Raw genomic sequence first — 16,226 nt, forward strand, 5'->3', positions numbered from 1 at the left:
TGCCGGGTCATTTCTGCCCGAAGTCCCGAATTTGCCGGGCCGCGCAATGCCGTAGAAATCCAAAATATATATTATAAATCAATATGTTGGTTGATTTTAACCATGTTGGCACAGCGCTTGCGGCTGTGGTGCTGCGATGGCTGCGCTGGGGAGCGTCGAAGCGATCGCGGGACAATTCGGGAGACCATGCCGTGGAGAACGCGCTTCTCGTCGGCCTATCGCGTCAAATGGCTTTGGCGCGCGAGCTGGATGTCATCGCCAACAACCTGGCGAATACCGGCACGAACGGCTTCAAATCGCGCTCGGCGCGCTTCAATGAATTCATCATGCCTGTCGCCAGCGCCGAGACCTTTCCGAGCGGCGACCGGCGGCTCTCCTATGTCATCGACAAGGGCACGCCGATCGACCTGTCGCAGGGCGCGCTGGAGCGCACCGGCAACCCACTCGACGTCGCGCTGCGCGAGGACAACTACCTCGTGGTCCAGACGCCGAACGGCCAGCGCTACACCCGCGCAGGTTCGCTGAGCCTGAACCAGCAGGGCGAGCTCGTGACCCAAGGCGGGCAGCAGGTGCTGGGCGAGGGGGGGCCGATCCGCTTCAGCAACACCGAGACCAATTTCAGCATCGCCGTCGACGGTACCGTCTCCAGCGATCAAGGCGTCCGCGGCAAGCTCAGGCAGGTCCGCTTCAACAATCCGCGTGCGCTGAGCAGCGACGGCAACAACCTGTTCGCCTCGGCGACGCCGCCGCTGCCGGCCGGGCCGCAGGCCAGGCTCGAGCCCGGTGCGATCGAGGGCTCGAATGTGAAGGCCATCATCGAGATGACCCGCCTGATGGAGGTCCAGCGCTCCTATCAGGGCATCGCTAACATGATGACCAAGACCGACGAACTGCGCACCAAGGCGATTTCTCGCCTGGCCGATCAGCAAGCCTGAACCGGGGAAGGAGCAAGCCAATGCGCGCCCTGCAGACAGCCGCCACCGGCATGATGGCCCAGGAACTCAACGTCCAGGTCATCTCCAACAACATCGCCAACGTGCGCACCACCGGCTACAAGCGCCAGACCGTGCATTTCCAGGATCTTCTCTACGAGAACTTCCGGCGCGCGGGCTCGGCCACCTCCGACCAGAACACGATGGTTCCGGCCGGCACCTTCATCGGCTCCGGCGTGAAGACGACATCGACCGGGCGCATCATGAGCCAGGGCAACCTGTCCTCGACCGAGAAGCAGTACGACGTCGCCATCAGGGGCGAGGGCCTCTTCAAGATCCGCATGCCCGATGGCCGCACGACCTATTCGCGTGACGGCTCCTTCGATCTCGACGCCCAGGGCCAGCTCGTGACCCGGGACGGCTATACGGTCGAGCCCGGCATCACGGTTCCGAACAACGCGACCAGCGTCAGCATCAATGCGCAGGGCACGGTCGAGGTCCAGCTTCCCGGCCAGACCGCGCCGCAGACGCTGGGCCAGCTCCAGCTCACCCGCTTCGTCAACAAGGTCGGGCTCGAATCGATCGGCGACAACCTGTTCGTCGAGACGGCGGCCTCGGGTCCGGCGATCGATGGTGTCGGCGGCGGCGAGGGCTTCGGCACGCTGCAGCAGAACTATCTCGAAGAAGGCAACGTCCAGGCCGTGACCGAACTCACCACGCTGATCGCGGCTCAGCGCGCCTATGAGATGAACTCCAAGGTCATCACTGCCGCCGACCAGATGATGTCGGCGACGACGTCGATGTTCCGCGGTTAGGGCTGAGGATGCGCGCCATGATCCGCTTATCGACCCTCTTCGCTACCGTCGCGCTGGCTGGTACGGCGTTCGCCGCCCAGCCCCATCCAGTCGCTCGCGCCGGGGCCGTGGCAGCTATCGTCACACCCGCGCCGCAACAGCCGCCGGCTCCGACGCCGGTGCGCAAACCCTTCCTGCGTCCCGAACTCACGCTCACGAGCGAGCTCGTCAGCTTCGGCGATCTGCTCTCGGGATTGCCGAGCGAGGCCGCCGCGACCCCGGGCTTCCGGGCACCGGCACTCGGCGAGACCGGCACGATCCAGGTCAGCCGCATCATGGAGGCCGCGCGCGCCGCCGGCATCATTCGTGATGCCGGCGACATCGAGAGCCATGGCTTCGCGCAGGTGATCGTGACCCGCGCAGCGCGCCGCCTGATGGCGTCCGATCTCGAGGCGGCGGTCAAGACCGGCCTCCAGGAGCGTTTCGGGGTCGATGCCCGGGCGCTGGCGCTTGCGATCGACGGCGGCGCGCCGGCGATCGCGATCGAGCCCGAATTGACCGGCGACGTGACGGTGCTCGATCTCGGCTATGACGTCCGCTCGCGCCGGGTGCAGGCCCGGCTGATCGTGCCGGGCAGCGCGGCGATGCGCCTGAAGCCCATCCGCATCACCGGTCAGATGGTCGACACCGTCGAGGTCGTCGTGCCTCGCCGCAGCATCGCCCGAGGAGAAACGCTGAGCGCGACTGACGTCGTGGTCGAGCGCCGTCCACGCGATGGGCAGGCGACCGAACTCATCGGCGACGCGAAGGCGGCCATCGACAAGGTGGCGCGGCGTGCGCTCAATGTCGGCATGCCGCTGCGCGTCGGCGACGTACAGCGCGAGGAGATCGTCGGGAAGGGCGATCTCGTCACCATCGTCTACGCAGCGCCCGGCCTGCTCATCTCGATGCGCGGCAAGGCCGGCGAGGCCGGTGCGATGGGCGATGTCGTCACCGTCACCAATCCTCAATCCAAGCGCGTGCTGCAAGGCACGGTCAGCGGGCCCGGGCGGGTTTCCGTCCAGAGCTCTGCCGTCGGCCGTGTCGCCAGCGCTCCTTGATCCAGACAGTTGCGGACCCTGATCATGACCACACGCATTCTCGTCAGACTTTCCGGGCTCCTTGCCCTCGGTGTCGCTCTCAGCGCCTGCGGCGCGGCCGACCGGCTCGCCAATGTCGGCCAGGCGCCAGCCCTCTCCGCGATCGAGGACCCAACGGCGGTGAAGGGCTACAAGCCCGTGCAGATGCCGATGCCGGCGGTGGAGCATGCCTCCTTCGCGCCGAACTCGCTCTGGCGCACCGGCTCGCGCGCCTTCTTCAAGGATCAGCGCGCGCGGATGGTCGGCGATCTTGTGACGGTCAAGGTCAAGGTCACCGACAAGGCCCAGCTCGACAACACGACCAAGCGCAGCCGCAAGAACGGCGAGGATGCGGGCGCCGACAACATCCTCGGCTACGAGAACAAGCTGCCCAACGGAGCCACCGCCGGCTCGCTGCTGAAGCTCGATTCGACCGCTTCAAGCGAGGGCGTCGGCTCGGTGCGCCGCGCCGAGACCCTGGCGACGAATGTCGCCGCCGTGGTCACGCAAACCCTGCCCAACGGCAATCTGGTGATTGAGGGCAAGCAGGAGATCCGGGTCAATTTCGAAGTGCGCGAGCTGATCGTCGCCGGTGTGATCCGACCCGAGGACATCGAATCGGACAACACCATCGATTCGACCAAGATCGCCCAGGCCAGGATCGCCTATGGCGGGCGCGGCCAGCTCACCGATGTCCAGCAGCCGCGCTATGGCCAGCAGGTCATGGATATCCTGCTGCCCTTCTAAAGGCGTCGCGCAGATCTCACGAAGTCCCGGCCGGCGTGGAACGCTCCCCGCTTATTCCCGCGCTGGCCGGCCGGCGGTCTCTCCCGAGCCGCCGGCTCTTATCGCCAAGAGCCGGATGATTTCAGCTGGGCTCACGAAGTGATCCCAGCTGAAATCTGAATCCGTCTCTCATCTAAAAGTGAGAGCAGGATCAATGCGAAAAACCGGTGCCCACTTTTTCGCATCCTGCTCGAGAGCAGTTTCCGATCCGATTGGATCGTTCAACAGCTCTATCTCTTTGTTTTGACGCGTTTTCTTCATGCGAACCGGTATCCACTTCGCTCGAAAACGCTCTAGTGAGAGTGGTAGACGAGAGACGGCTTCCCGCCTTTCGTCACCCGGCTCTCGTCCCGGCCGCCCGCCACGCTCCCCAAGCTCACAAGGCTGGCGGCCAGAAAGAAGCCCCGCGCCTCCCGCGCGGGGCTTTTGCCTGCAAATCAAAAAAGGCCCTCCGCGCGTCGCGGAAGGCCTTCGGCATGGCTGCGAAGCAGGCCTTGGCTAATCGTCGCGGAACACACGCTCATTGCGCTCGTGACGTTCCTGCGCTTCCAGCGAGAGCGTTGCGATCGGCCGGGCCTCGAGGCGCTTCAGGGAGATCGGCTCGCCGGTGTCCTCGCAATAGCCATAGGAGCCTTCATCGATGCGGGCGATGGCGGATTCGATCTTGGCGATCAGCTTGCGCTGGCGATCGCGGGCGCGCAGCTCGATGGCGCGGTCGGTTTCCGAGGAGGCGCGGTCGGCGATATCGGGATGGTTCTCGCTTTCGCTCTGCAGAGTGACCAGGGTTTCTTTTGCTTCCTTCAGAATCTCATTCTTCCAGGACAAAAGCTTGCCGCGGAAATACTCGCGCTGCCGCTCGTTCATGAACGGCTCGCTGTCGGTGGGTTTGTAGTCCGCTTCGAGAATGATTTGCTTCGACATAGGCGCACTCTCTGAGTTGGTCGTCTCGGCACGCCCACCGACTCTGCCGTGGGAGGCCCGCCGATTTCGCGCCCTTATAGCGAGGGACATGGGCAGTAACAATCACCGCTGCGCGTCTTCAACCGCTTCCGTCAACACATTGCCTCGACTGGGTGACAGAGCGCCGAAACAGGCGTTTTCTACCCCTGATTCTTGCCCTTTCTTCAAGGCGGCGGTGCCAGGGTGGGAGGCTGCCCGCCTCGGCAGGTCCCGTTGATACGGCTGCAGGGATGAGGATGGCGGTAGAATCAGCCTGGGCTTGCGATTCTTCCGCTGGCCCGAGACGCGGCCGGGACCGCTGCGATGCTTTCAGAACTGGAAGTAGATGAACTCGTAATTGGCGTCGTCGCCGATCTTGAACAGGACGATGACGAAGAGGAGCGCCGCAATCAACGCGATCCAGCGCGCTGGGGGCAGCCGGTGCACGAGCGTCCAGGCCGTGGGGCCCAGAAAGGCGAAGGCGGCCGCCGGCAGCAGCGCGCGCCATTTGAAGCCCGTCCCCGTCGGAGCCAGGCCGATCAGCCCCTTATAGATCGCCAATGCCGCCTCAAAACTCGTGGCGCGGAAGAGCACCCAGCACAGCATGACGAAGACGAAGGTCAGGAGCCAGCTGAGCGGCTTGGGCATCGGCAGTTCGGCGCGTCGCCAGAGCAGCGCCACGATCAGGGCGAGCCCATGGGCGATGCCCCAGGCGACATAGGTGAGCCCGGCGCCGTGCCAGAGCCCTCCCAGTGCCATGGTCGCAAACAGCGCCCAGATCTGGGTCGGCAGGCCATGCCGCGAGCCGCCGAGCCAGATGTAGAGATAGTCGCGCAGGAAGCGCGACAGCGTCATATGCCAGCGCCGCCAGAAATCCTGGATGCTCGTCGAGCGATAGGGCGCCTCGAAATTCTGCGGCAGCACGATGCCGAAGAGCAGCGCCAGCCCGAGCGCCATGTCGGTGTAGCCGGAAAAGTCGAAATAGATCTGGAAGGTGAAGGCGAGCATGCCTTGCCAGGCCTCAGCCATGCTGACGACCTTGCCGACGGCGGCGGCCGCGAAGACCGGGTTGGCGTATTCGGCCAGCGGGTCACCGAGCAGCACCTTCTTGGCGAGGCCGGCGCTCAGCAGCATCAGGCCGCGCGCGACCCGCTCGGCCGCATCCGGCCGCTGATAGGGCCGCTCCTCGAACTGGTGCATGATCTCGCGCCAGCGCACCAACGGCCCCGCCAGCACTTGCGGGAAGAAAGCGATGTAGAGCGCGTAGCGCACCAGATCGTAGCGCGGCGCCTCGCCGCGCCTGAGATCGGTCAGGTACATGACGTGGTGGAAGGTGAAGAAGGAGATGCCGAGCGGCAGCGTGAGATCGAGCCGCGGCGTCGCAAGTCCTGGAATCATCCCAGCGAGATCAGCGAAGAAGTTGACGTACTTGAACAGCGCAAGCGCGGCGAGGTTCAAAACGATCGCCAGCGTGATCAGCGCGCCCGCCTTGGTCTGCTGGAACGCCTCGGCGATGAGCCAGTTCAGCCCGATCGAGAGCGCCAGCAACGGTACGAAGCGCCAGTCCCAATAGCCGTAGAAGGCGAAGGACAGCGCCACCAGCACGGGCAGCCGCCACTGCGGTGCAAAGCGCTCGGCGAGCCAATGCAGGCCGAGTGCAAGCGGCAGGAAGCCGAGCAGGAAAGCGAAGGAGTTGAAGAGCATCAGGCGAGGGGCGGCGCTTTCATGACGGTCGCCTTAGACGATTACATCAGGTGTGTCATTCTGCCGTGCATAGCGCGTCCGGCCGGGATAGCCGGGTAAGCCAGGATAGCGGATCTGTTTTATCTCTCGGGTCTTCCGTTCAAGTTTGTAATTATTATAATTTATGGCTTATACCTTGATTGTTCTAAGTAAATAATATTCGGAATTGAAGTTTATGTTGGATTTTTAGTCATATCGCCATTAGGGCTTCGCTCGCCGACGCGGATGTCGCGCGTTAGGCAGGTCCCTTTGTTCAGATATGTCGGCTTTGAGCGGATTCCTTGTCTTTGGGGTTTTGGGGCTTGCCTGGTTCGTGACCAGTGCGACCGGCTTCGTGTCACCCTTTCTTCTGCCGGGGCCCGTCACGGTGGCACAGGCAGGCTGGCAGCTCATCCAGGATGGCTCGCTCGCCAAACACGCTGCGATCAGCCTCCAGCGCGTCGGCCTCGGCTACGGATTGTCGGTCATTCTCGCGTTGCCGCTGGCGCTGCTGTTTGGGCTGTTGCCGCGCCTGCGCTCCTTCTGCGAGCCCGCGCTCGAATTCATGCGCCAGATCCCGCCGTTGGCACTGCTGCCGCTGCTGATTCTCTGGCTCGGCATCGGCGAGGTGCAGAAGGTTGGCGTTATCGTGCTGTCTTGCTTCTTTCCGATCTTTCTCGGAGCGCTCGGCGGCATCGCCCAAGCTGATCCGAAGCTGATCGAGGTCGGGCGCATCTGCGGCCTGAGCCGGCGGGAGATCCTGACGCGCATCGTTCTGCCGGCTTCCCTGCCGGCGCTGGTGGTCGGGCTGCGGATTGCGCTCGGCTATAGCTGGCGGGCGTTGGTCGGGGCCGAACTGATCGCTTCGAGTGCGGGGCTCGGCTATCTGATCATCGACGCCCAAAACATGGCGCGGACCGACATCGTGCTCGTCGGCGTGCTGGTCATCGGCGTGCTCGGGCTTATCGCCGATGCGCTGGCGCGCGCCGCCTTGCGCAGATCGGCGCCGTGGCTGCGCTCGCAGCTGGAGCTCGGCCGTGTTTGAAGCGCGCAACCTGGGTCTGCGCTATACGGTCGGCGAGCGGGAGTTCGCGGCGCTGGAGGGCGTTGACCTCAGCCTGCCTCGCGGCGGCTTCACCACCATCGTCGGGCGCAGCGGCTGCGGCAAGACCACGCTGCTGCGGCTGCTGGCCGGACTGGCGGAACCGAGCGATGGCGAACTGCGCTTCGAGGGCGGTGGTCGCCCCCGCATCGGCTACGTCTTCCAGGAGCCGCGGCTGATGCCTTGGCTCAGCGTCGCCCGCAATGTCGGCCTGGGCCTCGTGGGCCGCCTCGACAAGGGGCTGCTGGTGCGCCGCGTCACGGAGGCGCTGCAACTCGTCGGCCTGTCCGGCTTCGCCGAGGCGACGCCGGACCAGTTGTCCGGCGGCATGGCCCAGCGCGTCGCGCTTGCGCGCGCCCTCGTGCTCGAACCCGACCTGTTGCTGCTCGACGAGCCTTTCGGCGCGCTCGACGCCTTCACCCGCCGCAGCTTGCAGATGGAGCTGGTCGAGATCTGGCGGGCGCGGGGCACGACGATCGTCTTCGTCACGCATGATGTCGAGGAAGCCGTGCTGCTGGGGCAGGCGGTCGCCGAACTCTCCGAAGGTCGGCTCGTCGGCCTGCATCGGGTCGATCTTCCCTATCCGCGCGACGCCACCGATCCCGCTCTGCTCGCCCATCGCCGCACCGTGCTGGAGCGGCTGCTCGAAACAGGGCCAAATTCTCACCTCAAGGAAACCGTGCCATGAGATTTCTGAAGCTCTTCGTCGCCGCGGCAATGCTCGCGACGTCGCCGATGATCGCCGCCCATGCCGCCGACAAGCCGGCAAGCGTGCGCGTGACCTATGTCACCTCGCCCTTCAACGTGCCCTCGATCATCATGCGCAAGAAGGGCTTCCTCGACGATGCCTTTGGCGCGCTCGGCGTCAAGACGGAGAATCCGGAGATCACCTCGGGTGGTGCGCAGATTCAGGCGCTTGCGGCCGGCGCCATCGATATCGCCAGCGTGCTCGGCGGCACCTCGGCGATCCTGGGTCGTGCCAACGGTATCGATCTCAAGGTCATCGCCGCCTATTCGCGCTCGCCCAAGGCCTTCTTCGTGATGACCGGTGCGAATGGCCCCGGCAGCATCGAGGCGCTCAAGGGCAAGAGCGTCGCCGGGCCGAAAGGCACGACGCTCAACCAGCTCCTCGCGGCGGCGCTCGCTTCCAAGGGCATGAAGCTGACCGATGTCGAGTATCTCAACATGGACCTGCCGGCTGCGCGCGCCGCGCTGCTCGCCGGGAAGGTCGATGCTGCGACGCTGGCCGGTGCCAATGCGCTGCAGGTGGAGGCGGCCGGCGGGCGCATCCTCGCGAGCGGAGAGGGGCTGATCGCGCCGATCTCGGTGATTGCCGTCCGCAGTGCCTTCCTGCGGGAGCAGCCCACTCTGGTTGCGGCCTATCTCGCCGCCCATCGCAAGGCGCTCGACTTCATGCGCGACAATCCCGAGGAGGCTTTGAAGATCGCGGCCGAGGACCAGAAGATCTCGACCGATGACGCGCGCAAGCAGCTGCCCTGGTACGATTTCACTCTGGCGATGACCGATCGCGACATCGAGAACCTCGCGGGCGACCAGCGCTTCATGGTCGAGGCCGGAATGCTGCAGAAGACGATCGACATCCGTGCCGACCTAATCGACCCGCTGGCGTTCAAGCCGTGAACGACGTCGCCCTGCTCGATTGCGAACAGGCCGAGGGCGGCGTCCAGGATCTCATCCGCGACCTTGTCCTGGGGCCGTGCATCGCTCTGCTGCCGCTCTACGATCTGGAGCGGACCGATCTCGCCGCCTTTCGCGGCTTGCTGGTCGGCCTCCATGCCGACCAGCGCTATCTTTCCTCGCGCCGGGTCCAGCTCGAAGGCTTCCTGGCGCAGGGCGGGACGATCGTGGTCTGCGGCCATGTCGGCCATCCTTTCCTGGCGGAACTCAATCCCTTCGCGCCGATCCCGAACTATCGCGTCGAGGATCTCGAAGTGAACCGCGAAGCAGCGCACCCGGTCTGGGAGGGGGTCGAGATGGAACATCTGTCGCGCCGCCGGGGCGTGGCGGGTTTCTACGGCCGCGGCTCGAACCCGCCGCCGCCGGGCGCGCGCGTGCTCAACAGTCTCGGGCCCGGCCGCCACCCGGTCGATTTCGAGTGCCGGCCGGCGGTTGGCGGGCGGCTATTGGTCCATGCGGGGGCGGATCTCTGGGGCTATCACGGCTCCGGCTCGACCGCGGACCGGATCATGCCGCAACTGCTCGACTGGATCACGGCCCCAATGGAGGCCTGGTGATGCTGGCGCTGCTCGAGGGTGGAACCTATTTCCACAAAGAGGCGATCGAGGGCGAGCGCCTGACAGGACGCTTCGACCGCACGATATACGCACCAGAACTCGATGCCGCCGCTCTCGCCGGGTGCGACGCGCTGATTGTCGCTGACCGCATTCATCCTGCCGTGCTGCGGCGCAAGCGGCCGCTCCTGCTGAGCTATCTCGCGGCGGGCGGTACGCTGATCGTGCTGGGCGAAAACCGGGCGCAGGACTGGGCGCCGGGCGTCGCCTGGGAGTTCAGGCCGACGAATTTCTGGTGGTGGCTGGAGAAGGGAGCCGATCCGGGCCACCGCATCGTCGCGCCGGAGCACGAGGTCTTCCGCCATGTCGGCATGGGCGAATTGGTCTGGCACTATCACGGGCTGCTGACGCCGCCGCCGGGCGCGACCTCGCTGGTCGAGATCACGCCGGAGGGGGATCCGCAAGGCAAGGGCGGCTCGATCCTCTACGACCACCGCAATGTCGGCGGTGGGCCGGGCCGGATGATCGTGACCACGCTCGACCCGTTCTATCACCATGGCAGCTTCTTCATGCCGGCGGCGTCACGCTTCCTCGGCAAGCTGCTCGACTGGACGGACGAGGCGTTTCGGGCGTCGCGCTGAGCACGCGACGCCTCTCACCGCGGAATATTGTCGTGCTTGCGCCAAGGTCGCTGGACGTTCCAGGGGCGCAGCCTCGGCATCGCGCCGAACTTGCTGGCGCGGCGGCGTGATCAGCACGCCCGCCTTGGTCTGCTGGAACGCTTCGGCGATGAGCCGGTTCAGTCCGACCGAAGGCGCCCAGCAATCGCCGAGCATTGCATGCCTATTTAATCAATCGATTGATTAAATAGAGCTTCTGCGCTAGGCAAGACGGATGAAAGTAGCCCCCGACAACGACCAAGGCGCCCGCGAGGCGCTGATGCGCGCCGGGCTCGACCTGTTCGGGCGGCACGGCTTTGATGCGAGCTCGATCCGCCAGATCGCGCAGGCGGCCGGAGTCAACAGCGCCGGCATCGCCTATCATTTCGGTGGCAAGGACGGGCTGCGTCAGGCCTGCGCCGCGGCCATCGTCGCCACGATGAAGGAACGGGTCTTCGGGGCCGCTGCGACCATGCCGCCGCTGGAAGGGCTCCCGCCGGAGGCGGCGGTGGAGCTTTTGGTTGCGGTCGTGAGCCGGGTTACGGCCTTCGCGGCACGCTCGCCGGAGAGCGAGACCATCGCCCGCTTCGTCGTGCGCGAGATGATGGAGCCGACCTCGGCGTTCGAGACGCTCTATGAGGGGCTGGTCGGCCCGGTCCATGGCCGTCTCTGTACGCTCTGGGCTGTCGCGACCGGCCTGGAGGCCGAGGCACAGGCGACCAAGCTCGCCGTCTTCGCGATGGTCGGACAGGTGCTTTATTTCCGGCTGGCCCGGCCGGCCGTGATGCGGCGCATGGGCTGGAGCGACATCGGCGAGGCCGAGAGTGAGGCGATCGCCACCGTCATCCGCGCCAATGTCCGGGCCAGCATCGCCGCCATGTGGGAGGGACAGCCATGATCACTGAATTCATCTGTTCTTTTGGCATCGCCGCCTCACTCGCCTTCTGCGGACCACCGACGACGCGCATCGCTGGCTATGTCGAAGGCGAATATGTTCGCCTCGGCCCGATCGATACCGCCAGGATCGAGAGCGTCGCGGTCAGGCGCGGCGAGCGCGTCGCGCCCGGTGCCGTCGTCGCGGTGCTGCAGACCGATGATGCGCAAAATGCCGTCGCGGAGAGCGATGCCCGATTGGTGCAGGCCAAGGCCCAGCTTGCTAATCTGCTCAGTGGCCGGCGGCCGGAAGAGATCGCCGTGATCGAGGCGAGCGCGGCCTCCTCCAGGGCGCAGGAGCGCGAGGCCGACCGGGCGCTGGAGCGGCGGCAGGACCTTTTTCGCCGCGGCGTCTCGACCCAGGCCGATCTCGACCAGGCGCAGACGGCGCGCGACGTCGCGGCAGCAAATGTACGCCAGAGCGCTGCCAATCTCGCGGTCGCCCGGTTGCCGGCGCGCGAGGAGGAGATCAAGGCGGCGCAGAATCAGGTGACGCAGGCGCAGGCCGCTCTCGACCAGGCGAAATGGCGCCTGTTGCAGCGAAGGCTCGTTGCGCCGGCGGCCGGGATCGTCACCGACCTCGTGCGCTATCCCGGCGAACTCGCGGGGCCGGCGGCGCCGGTGCTGACCTTCCTGCCGGACGGGGCGATCAAGCTGATGGTCTACGTGCCGGAGGCGCTGCTGGCCGGCACCCGTGTCGGGACGCAGCTCGATGTCCGGTGCAGCGGCTGTCCGTCCGGTCTGTCCGCCACCGTGTCCTATGTCGCGCAGGAGCCGGAATTCACGCCGCCGGTGATCTATTCGGCCGAGACCCGGCAGAAGCTGGTCTATCTGGTCGAGGCCCGGCCGGAAGGCGCGCAGGCGGCGAAGCTTCAGCCGGGGCAGATCATCGATGTCGTGCTGCGGGGCCGACGATGAACGTCATCGAGGTCAAGGGGCTGACCAAGCGCTTCGGTACCCGCACCGTCGTCGACAATGTCGATCTCACGGTCGCGACGGGCGAGATCGTCGGCTTCCTCGGCCCCAACGGCTCGGGCAAGACGACGACGATCCGGCTGATCTGCGGGCTGCTGACGCCCGATGCCGGCGAGGGCACGGTGCTCGGTCTCGATGTCAGGCGCGACAGCGCCGCGATCAAGCGCCAGGTCGGCTACATGACGCAGAAATTCTCCTTCTACGAGGATCTGACGATCGAGGAGAATCTGACCTTCGTCGCGCGGCTCTACGAGCTGAAGCCTGTGCACGACGCAGTGGCGCGGACGCTCGATGGCCTTGGCCTGACCTCGCGCAAGGACCAGCTCGCCGGCACGCTGTCTGGCGGCTGGAAGCAGCGGCTGGCACTCGCCGCCTGCATCATGCACCAGCCGAAACTGCTCCTGCTCGACGAGCCGACGGCCGGCGTCGATCCCAAGGCGCGGCGCGAGTTCTGGGATGAAATCCACAGGCTCGCCAGTGACGGCCTGACGGTGCTCGTCTCGACGCATTACATGGACGAGGCCGAGCGCTGCCACCGCATCGGCTACATCGCCTATGGCAAGATGCTGGCCACTGGTACGGTCGAGGAGGTGGTGCAGGGCTCGGGCCTGATCACCTTCGTCGTGCATGGCACATTGACTGCAGCCCAGATCCGCGAACTCTCAGTGGTCGATGGCGTCGAGCAGGTCGCGCCGTTCGGTACGACGCTGCATGTCGTCGGCAGCGACAGGGGCAAGCTCGAGGCAGCGCTGGCGCCGCTCAAGGCGCAGCAAGGGGTCAGCGTCGAGCCCGGCGAGACCAGCCTCGAGGACGTCTTCATCAAGTTCATGACCGGTGCCCAGGCGAGGGCGGCATGAGCGCGATGGCCATCAGCAATGTGCTGTCCCTGGGGCGGCTTGGTGCCATGCTCGCCAAGGAGTTCGTGCAGATGCGGCGCGACCGCATCACCTTTGCGATGATGCTCGCGGTGCCGATCGTGCAGTTGCTCCTGTTCGGCTACGCCATCAATAACGACCCCAAGGGCCTGCCGGCGGCGGTGCTGGCGCTCGGCCAGGACCGCTACACCCGCTCGGTCGTCGCCGCGCTGCAGGTCTCGGGCTATTACCGGTTCGGCCGGCAGCCGGAGAGCGCGGCTGAGGCCGAAAGCCTGATGGCGCGCGGCGCGATCTCCTTCCTCGTCACCATCCCCAGCGATTTCGGCGCCCGGGTCGAGCGTGGCGACGAGCCGCGTATCCTGGTCGAGGCCGACGCGACCGATCCAGCGGCGTCGAGCGGCGCAGTCTCAGCCCTCCAGACCATCGCCGGCCGAGCTCTGACCCGAGCCCTCGGCAATGAGGAGGCGGTACGCGAGCAGAGCCAGAGCGCGCTCTCCTTCATCGTGCATCGGCGCTACAATCCCGAAGGCATCACCCAGTACAACATCGTCCCCGGCCTGCTCGGCGTCATCCTGCAGATGACGATGGTGATGATGACCTCGATGGCGCTCACCCGCGAGATCGAGCGCGGCACCATGGAGAACCTGCTGGCGATGCCGGCGACGCCGACCGAGATCATGCTCGGCAAGGTTCTGCCCTATCTCGCCGTCGGCAGCGTCCAGGTAGCGGTCGTGCTCAGCGCCGCGAAACTGCTGTTCGGCGTGCCGTTTCTGGGGAGCCTGCTGCTGCTGCTCACCTGCGTGCTGATTTTCGTGCTGGCGCTCGTCCTGCTCGGCTACACGATCTCGACCCTGGCGCGGACGCAGTTGCAGGCGATGCAGCTGACTTTTTTCTTCTTCCTGCCATCGCTGCTGCTCTCAGGCTTCATGTTTCCGTTCGCCGGCATGCCGGGCTGGGCTCAGGCGATCGGCGAGCTGTTCCCGCTGACGCATTTCCTGCGGGTCATCCGGGCGATCATGCTGAAGGGCGCGGGCCTCGACGATGTCGGCGTCGAGGTGTTCTGGCTCTCCGTCTTCGTGCCCGTCTATGCCGGGCTCGCGCTGATGCGATTCCGGAGCACGCTGGATTGAGGCAAGAGGGAGGCGGGTACGGCTTCATGTAGCTTGCAAAAGGATAGTAACTGCTTTAGCTCGGGTGCACCATGCAACCGAAGCTCGTTCCGCTTGCCGAATGCCCCTGCGCCCGCACAGTCGAGACTGTTGGCGAATGGTGGAGCATCCTGATTCTGCGCGATGCCTTGCAGGGTTTCACGCGCTTCGACGAATTCCAGCGCAGCCTCGGCATCGCGCCGAACATGCTGGCGCGGCGGCTTAAGCATCTGACCGAGAGCGGGCTGTTCGAGCGGCGGCTCTACCAGCCGCGGCCGCAGCGCTACGAATACGTCTTGACCGCGAAGGGCAGGGACTTCTTCCCCGTGATCGCCGCGATGGTCGCTTTCGGCAACCGGCATCTGGCGCCCGAAGGCGCGGCGCTGGTGCTGGCCGAGCGCGAGACCGCGCGGCCGATCGAGCCGATCATGGTCGATGCCGCGAGCTTGCGTCCGGTCACGCCTGAGACTGTCACGGTGGTTGCCGGCCCGCGCGCGAGCCCCGGCATGCGCCAGCGCCTGGCCACCATCGCGACGATGCGCGCAGCCGCGCCCTCCCATAGAGCAGGATGCGAAAAAGTGGGAACCGGTTTTTCGCATTGATCCTGCTCTAACTCTTTGGTGAGAGACGGATTCAGATTTCAGATCGGATCACCTCGTGACCCGATCTGAAATCATCCGGCTCTAGCGAATAGGACATTCAAATGCGTGGTGTGCAAATGCGCCGTGTGGTCGTAACCGGTATGGGCGTGGTTTCGCCCCTTGGCTGCGGAGCAGATCTGGCCTGGCAACGCCTGCTTGCAGGCCGCTCTGGCTTGCGTCGCCTGCCGGATTCGATCGTCGAGAGCTTGCCGGCCAAGGTCGCAGGTGCGGTGCCGTCGAAGGAGGAGGATGGCGAGGGCGGTTTCGATCCCGATGGTGCGATCGCGCCAAAAGACCAACGCAAGATGGACCGCTTCATTCAGTTCGCGCTGGTCGCGGCCAAGGAGGCGTTGACGCAGGCGAATTGGCGCCCAGTGAGCGAAGCCGAGCAGGAGCGCACGGCGACGGTGATCGCTTCCGGTATTGGCGGCTTTCCGGCGATCGCCGAGGCCGTGCGCATCACAGATGCGCGCGGCGTGCGCCGGCTCTCGCCTTTCACGATTCCGTCCTTCCTGGTCAATCTCGCGGCGGGCCATGTCTCGATCGACCATGGCTTCAAGGGGCCGATCGGCGCGCCCGTAACCGCTTGCGCGGCGGGCGTTCAGGCGATCGGCGATGCGGCGCGGCTGATCCGCTCCGGCGAGGCCGATATCGCGCTCTGCGGCGGCAGCGAGGCCTGCATCGATCTCGTTGCGCTCGGCGGCTTCGCGGCGGCGCGCGCACTCTCGACCGGCTTCAGCGAAGAGCCCGAAAAGGCCTCGCGCCCGTTCGACCGTGACCGCGACGGCTTCGTCATGGGCGAGGGCGCCGGCCTGCTGGTGATAGAGGCGCTGGAGCATGCGCAGGCGCGCGGCGCCAAAATCCTGGCCGAGATCACCGGCTACGGCACTAGCGCCGACGCCTACCACATCACCTCCGGACCCGAGGATGGCTCAGGTGCGCGCCGCGCCATGGAGATTGCGCTGAAACAGGCCGGGCTGAAGCCCGGCGATGTCCAGCACCTCAATGCCCATTCGACCTCGACGCAGGTTGGCGACCGCGGCGAATTGGCGGCGATCAAAGCCGTCTTCGGAACGGAGAAGAGCGTGGCGATCAGCGCGACGAAATCGGCGACGGGCCACCTGCTCGGCGCAGCCGGCGGGCTGGAAGCGATCTTCACGATCCTGGCGTTGCGCGACCAGATCGCGCCGCCGACGCTCAACCTCGAGCACCCGGACGAGGATGCGGCCGGGCTTGACCTCGTCGCCAGGACAGCGCGGCCGCTTGCGATGGAGCACGCGATCTCGAACGGATTTGGGTTCGGTGGCGTGAACGCCAGCGTGGTGTTCCGGCGCTGGACGTAAGCCGCGC

At 65.8% G+C, this 16,226-nt stretch carries 17 protein-coding genes; 15 read left to right on the forward strand and 2 right to left on the reverse strand.

Annotated elements, in window-relative coordinates; translation table 11 throughout:
- Nucleotides 1–191 precede the first annotated feature (191 nt).
- The 4 genes from flgF to flgH are packed head-to-tail and all read left to right on the forward strand — an operon-like array spanning nucleotide 192 to nucleotide 3,591.
- A complete protein-coding gene (gene flgF / locus ACSQ3P_RS00855) occupies nucleotides 192–935 on the forward strand; it encodes a flagellar basal-body rod protein FlgF (RefSeq protein ID WP_436163819.1) in 744 nt (247 codons plus the stop codon).
- A 20-nt stretch (nucleotides 936–955) separates the two neighbouring features.
- The gene (gene flgG / locus ACSQ3P_RS00860) at nucleotides 956–1,747 is read left to right on the forward strand and encodes a flagellar basal-body rod protein FlgG (RefSeq protein WP_310156768.1); all 792 of its coding nucleotides are present in this window, start codon (nucleotides 956–958) and stop codon (nucleotides 1,745–1,747) included.
- Between the two features lie 17 nt (nucleotides 1,748–1,764).
- Nucleotides 1,765–2,826: a flagellar basal body P-ring formation chaperone FlgA gene (gene flgA, locus ACSQ3P_RS00865; protein WP_436163820.1), complete on the forward strand. Its 1,062-nt coding sequence runs from the start codon at nucleotides 1,765–1,767 to the stop codon at nucleotides 2,824–2,826.
- A gap of 24 nt (nucleotides 2,827–2,850) precedes the next feature.
- Entirely contained in the window at nucleotides 2,851–3,591 is a 741-nt protein-coding gene (gene flgH / locus ACSQ3P_RS00870) for a flagellar basal body L-ring protein FlgH (RefSeq protein WP_436163821.1), read from the forward strand.
- Between the two features lie 537 nt (nucleotides 3,592–4,128).
- Here flgH and dksA read toward each other — a convergent pair.
- Nucleotides 4,129–4,551: an RNA polymerase-binding protein DksA gene (gene dksA / locus ACSQ3P_RS00875; protein WP_069692337.1), complete on the reverse strand. Its 423-nt coding sequence runs from the start codon at nucleotides 4,549–4,551 to the stop codon at nucleotides 4,129–4,131.
- Nucleotides 4,552–4,899: 348 nt separating this feature from the next.
- Nucleotides 4,900–6,273, reverse strand: coding sequence for an MBOAT family O-acyltransferase (locus tag ACSQ3P_RS00880; protein WP_436163822.1), 1,374 nt, complete (start codon nucleotides 6,271–6,273; stop codon nucleotides 4,900–4,902).
- 373 nt (nucleotides 6,274–6,646) lie between these two features.
- Here ACSQ3P_RS00880 and ACSQ3P_RS00885 point away from each other — a divergent pair, with 373 nt between their 5' ends.
- From ACSQ3P_RS00885 to fabF, 11 genes are all read left to right on the forward strand, one after another.
- The gene (locus tag ACSQ3P_RS00885; RefSeq protein WP_436163823.1) at nucleotides 6,647–7,336 is read left to right on the forward strand and encodes an ABC transporter permease; all 690 of its coding nucleotides are present in this window, start codon (nucleotides 6,647–6,649) and stop codon (nucleotides 7,334–7,336) included.
- Entirely contained in the window at nucleotides 7,329–8,081 is a 753-nt protein-coding gene (locus ACSQ3P_RS00890) for an ABC transporter ATP-binding protein (RefSeq protein ID WP_436163824.1), read from the forward strand. Before ACSQ3P_RS00885 ends, ACSQ3P_RS00890 begins: the two co-directional genes overlap by 8 nt.
- Complete coding sequence (locus ACSQ3P_RS00895) at nucleotides 8,078–9,034, forward strand: ABC transporter substrate-binding protein (protein WP_436163825.1); 957 nt, start codon at nucleotides 8,078–8,080, stop codon at nucleotides 9,032–9,034. Before ACSQ3P_RS00890 ends, ACSQ3P_RS00895 begins: the two co-directional genes overlap by 4 nt.
- Complete coding sequence (locus tag ACSQ3P_RS00900; protein ID WP_436163826.1) at nucleotides 9,031–9,648, forward strand: hypothetical protein; 618 nt, start codon at nucleotides 9,031–9,033, stop codon at nucleotides 9,646–9,648. The genes ACSQ3P_RS00895 and ACSQ3P_RS00900 overlap by 4 nt, the downstream gene beginning before the upstream one ends.
- Nucleotides 9,648–10,286, forward strand: a complete 639-nt coding sequence (locus ACSQ3P_RS00905; RefSeq protein ID WP_436163827.1) for a hypothetical protein — start codon at nucleotides 9,648–9,650, stop codon at nucleotides 10,284–10,286. Before ACSQ3P_RS00900 ends, ACSQ3P_RS00905 begins: the two co-directional genes overlap by 1 nt.
- 253 nt (nucleotides 10,287–10,539) lie before the next feature.
- Nucleotides 10,540–11,202, forward strand: coding sequence for a CerR family C-terminal domain-containing protein (locus tag ACSQ3P_RS00910; protein ID WP_436163828.1), 663 nt, complete (start codon nucleotides 10,540–10,542; stop codon nucleotides 11,200–11,202).
- Complete coding sequence (locus tag ACSQ3P_RS00915) at nucleotides 11,199–12,155, forward strand: HlyD family secretion protein (RefSeq protein ID WP_436163829.1); 957 nt, start codon at nucleotides 11,199–11,201, stop codon at nucleotides 12,153–12,155. Before ACSQ3P_RS00910 ends, ACSQ3P_RS00915 begins: the two co-directional genes overlap by 4 nt.
- Nucleotides 12,152–13,069, forward strand: coding sequence for an ABC transporter ATP-binding protein (locus tag ACSQ3P_RS00920; protein ID WP_436163830.1), 918 nt, complete (start codon nucleotides 12,152–12,154; stop codon nucleotides 13,067–13,069). The genes ACSQ3P_RS00915 and ACSQ3P_RS00920 overlap by 4 nt, the downstream gene beginning before the upstream one ends.
- Before the next feature lie 5 nt (nucleotides 13,070–13,074).
- On the forward strand, nucleotides 13,075–14,217 hold the full coding sequence (locus ACSQ3P_RS00925) for an ABC transporter permease (RefSeq protein ID WP_436165133.1): 1,143 nt from the start codon (nucleotides 13,075–13,077) through the stop codon (nucleotides 14,215–14,217).
- 71 nt (nucleotides 14,218–14,288) lie between these two features.
- The gene (locus tag ACSQ3P_RS00930; RefSeq protein ID WP_436163831.1) at nucleotides 14,289–14,837 is read left to right on the forward strand and encodes a winged helix-turn-helix transcriptional regulator; all 549 of its coding nucleotides are present in this window, start codon (nucleotides 14,289–14,291) and stop codon (nucleotides 14,835–14,837) included.
- Nucleotides 14,838–14,953: 116 nt separating this feature from the next.
- Nucleotides 14,954–16,219 (forward strand): beta-ketoacyl-ACP synthase II, encoded by a 1,266-nt coding sequence (fabF, locus tag ACSQ3P_RS00935; protein WP_436165134.1) that lies wholly within the window; start codon nucleotides 14,954–14,956, stop codon nucleotides 16,217–16,219.
- The last annotated feature ends 7 nt before the right edge of the window (nucleotides 16,220–16,226 follow it).

It is taken from the genome of Allobosea sp. LjRoot9 (assembly GCF_964252745.1).
In the GTDB taxonomy this organism is placed as follows: Bacteria; Pseudomonadota; Alphaproteobacteria; order Rhizobiales; family Beijerinckiaceae; genus Allobosea.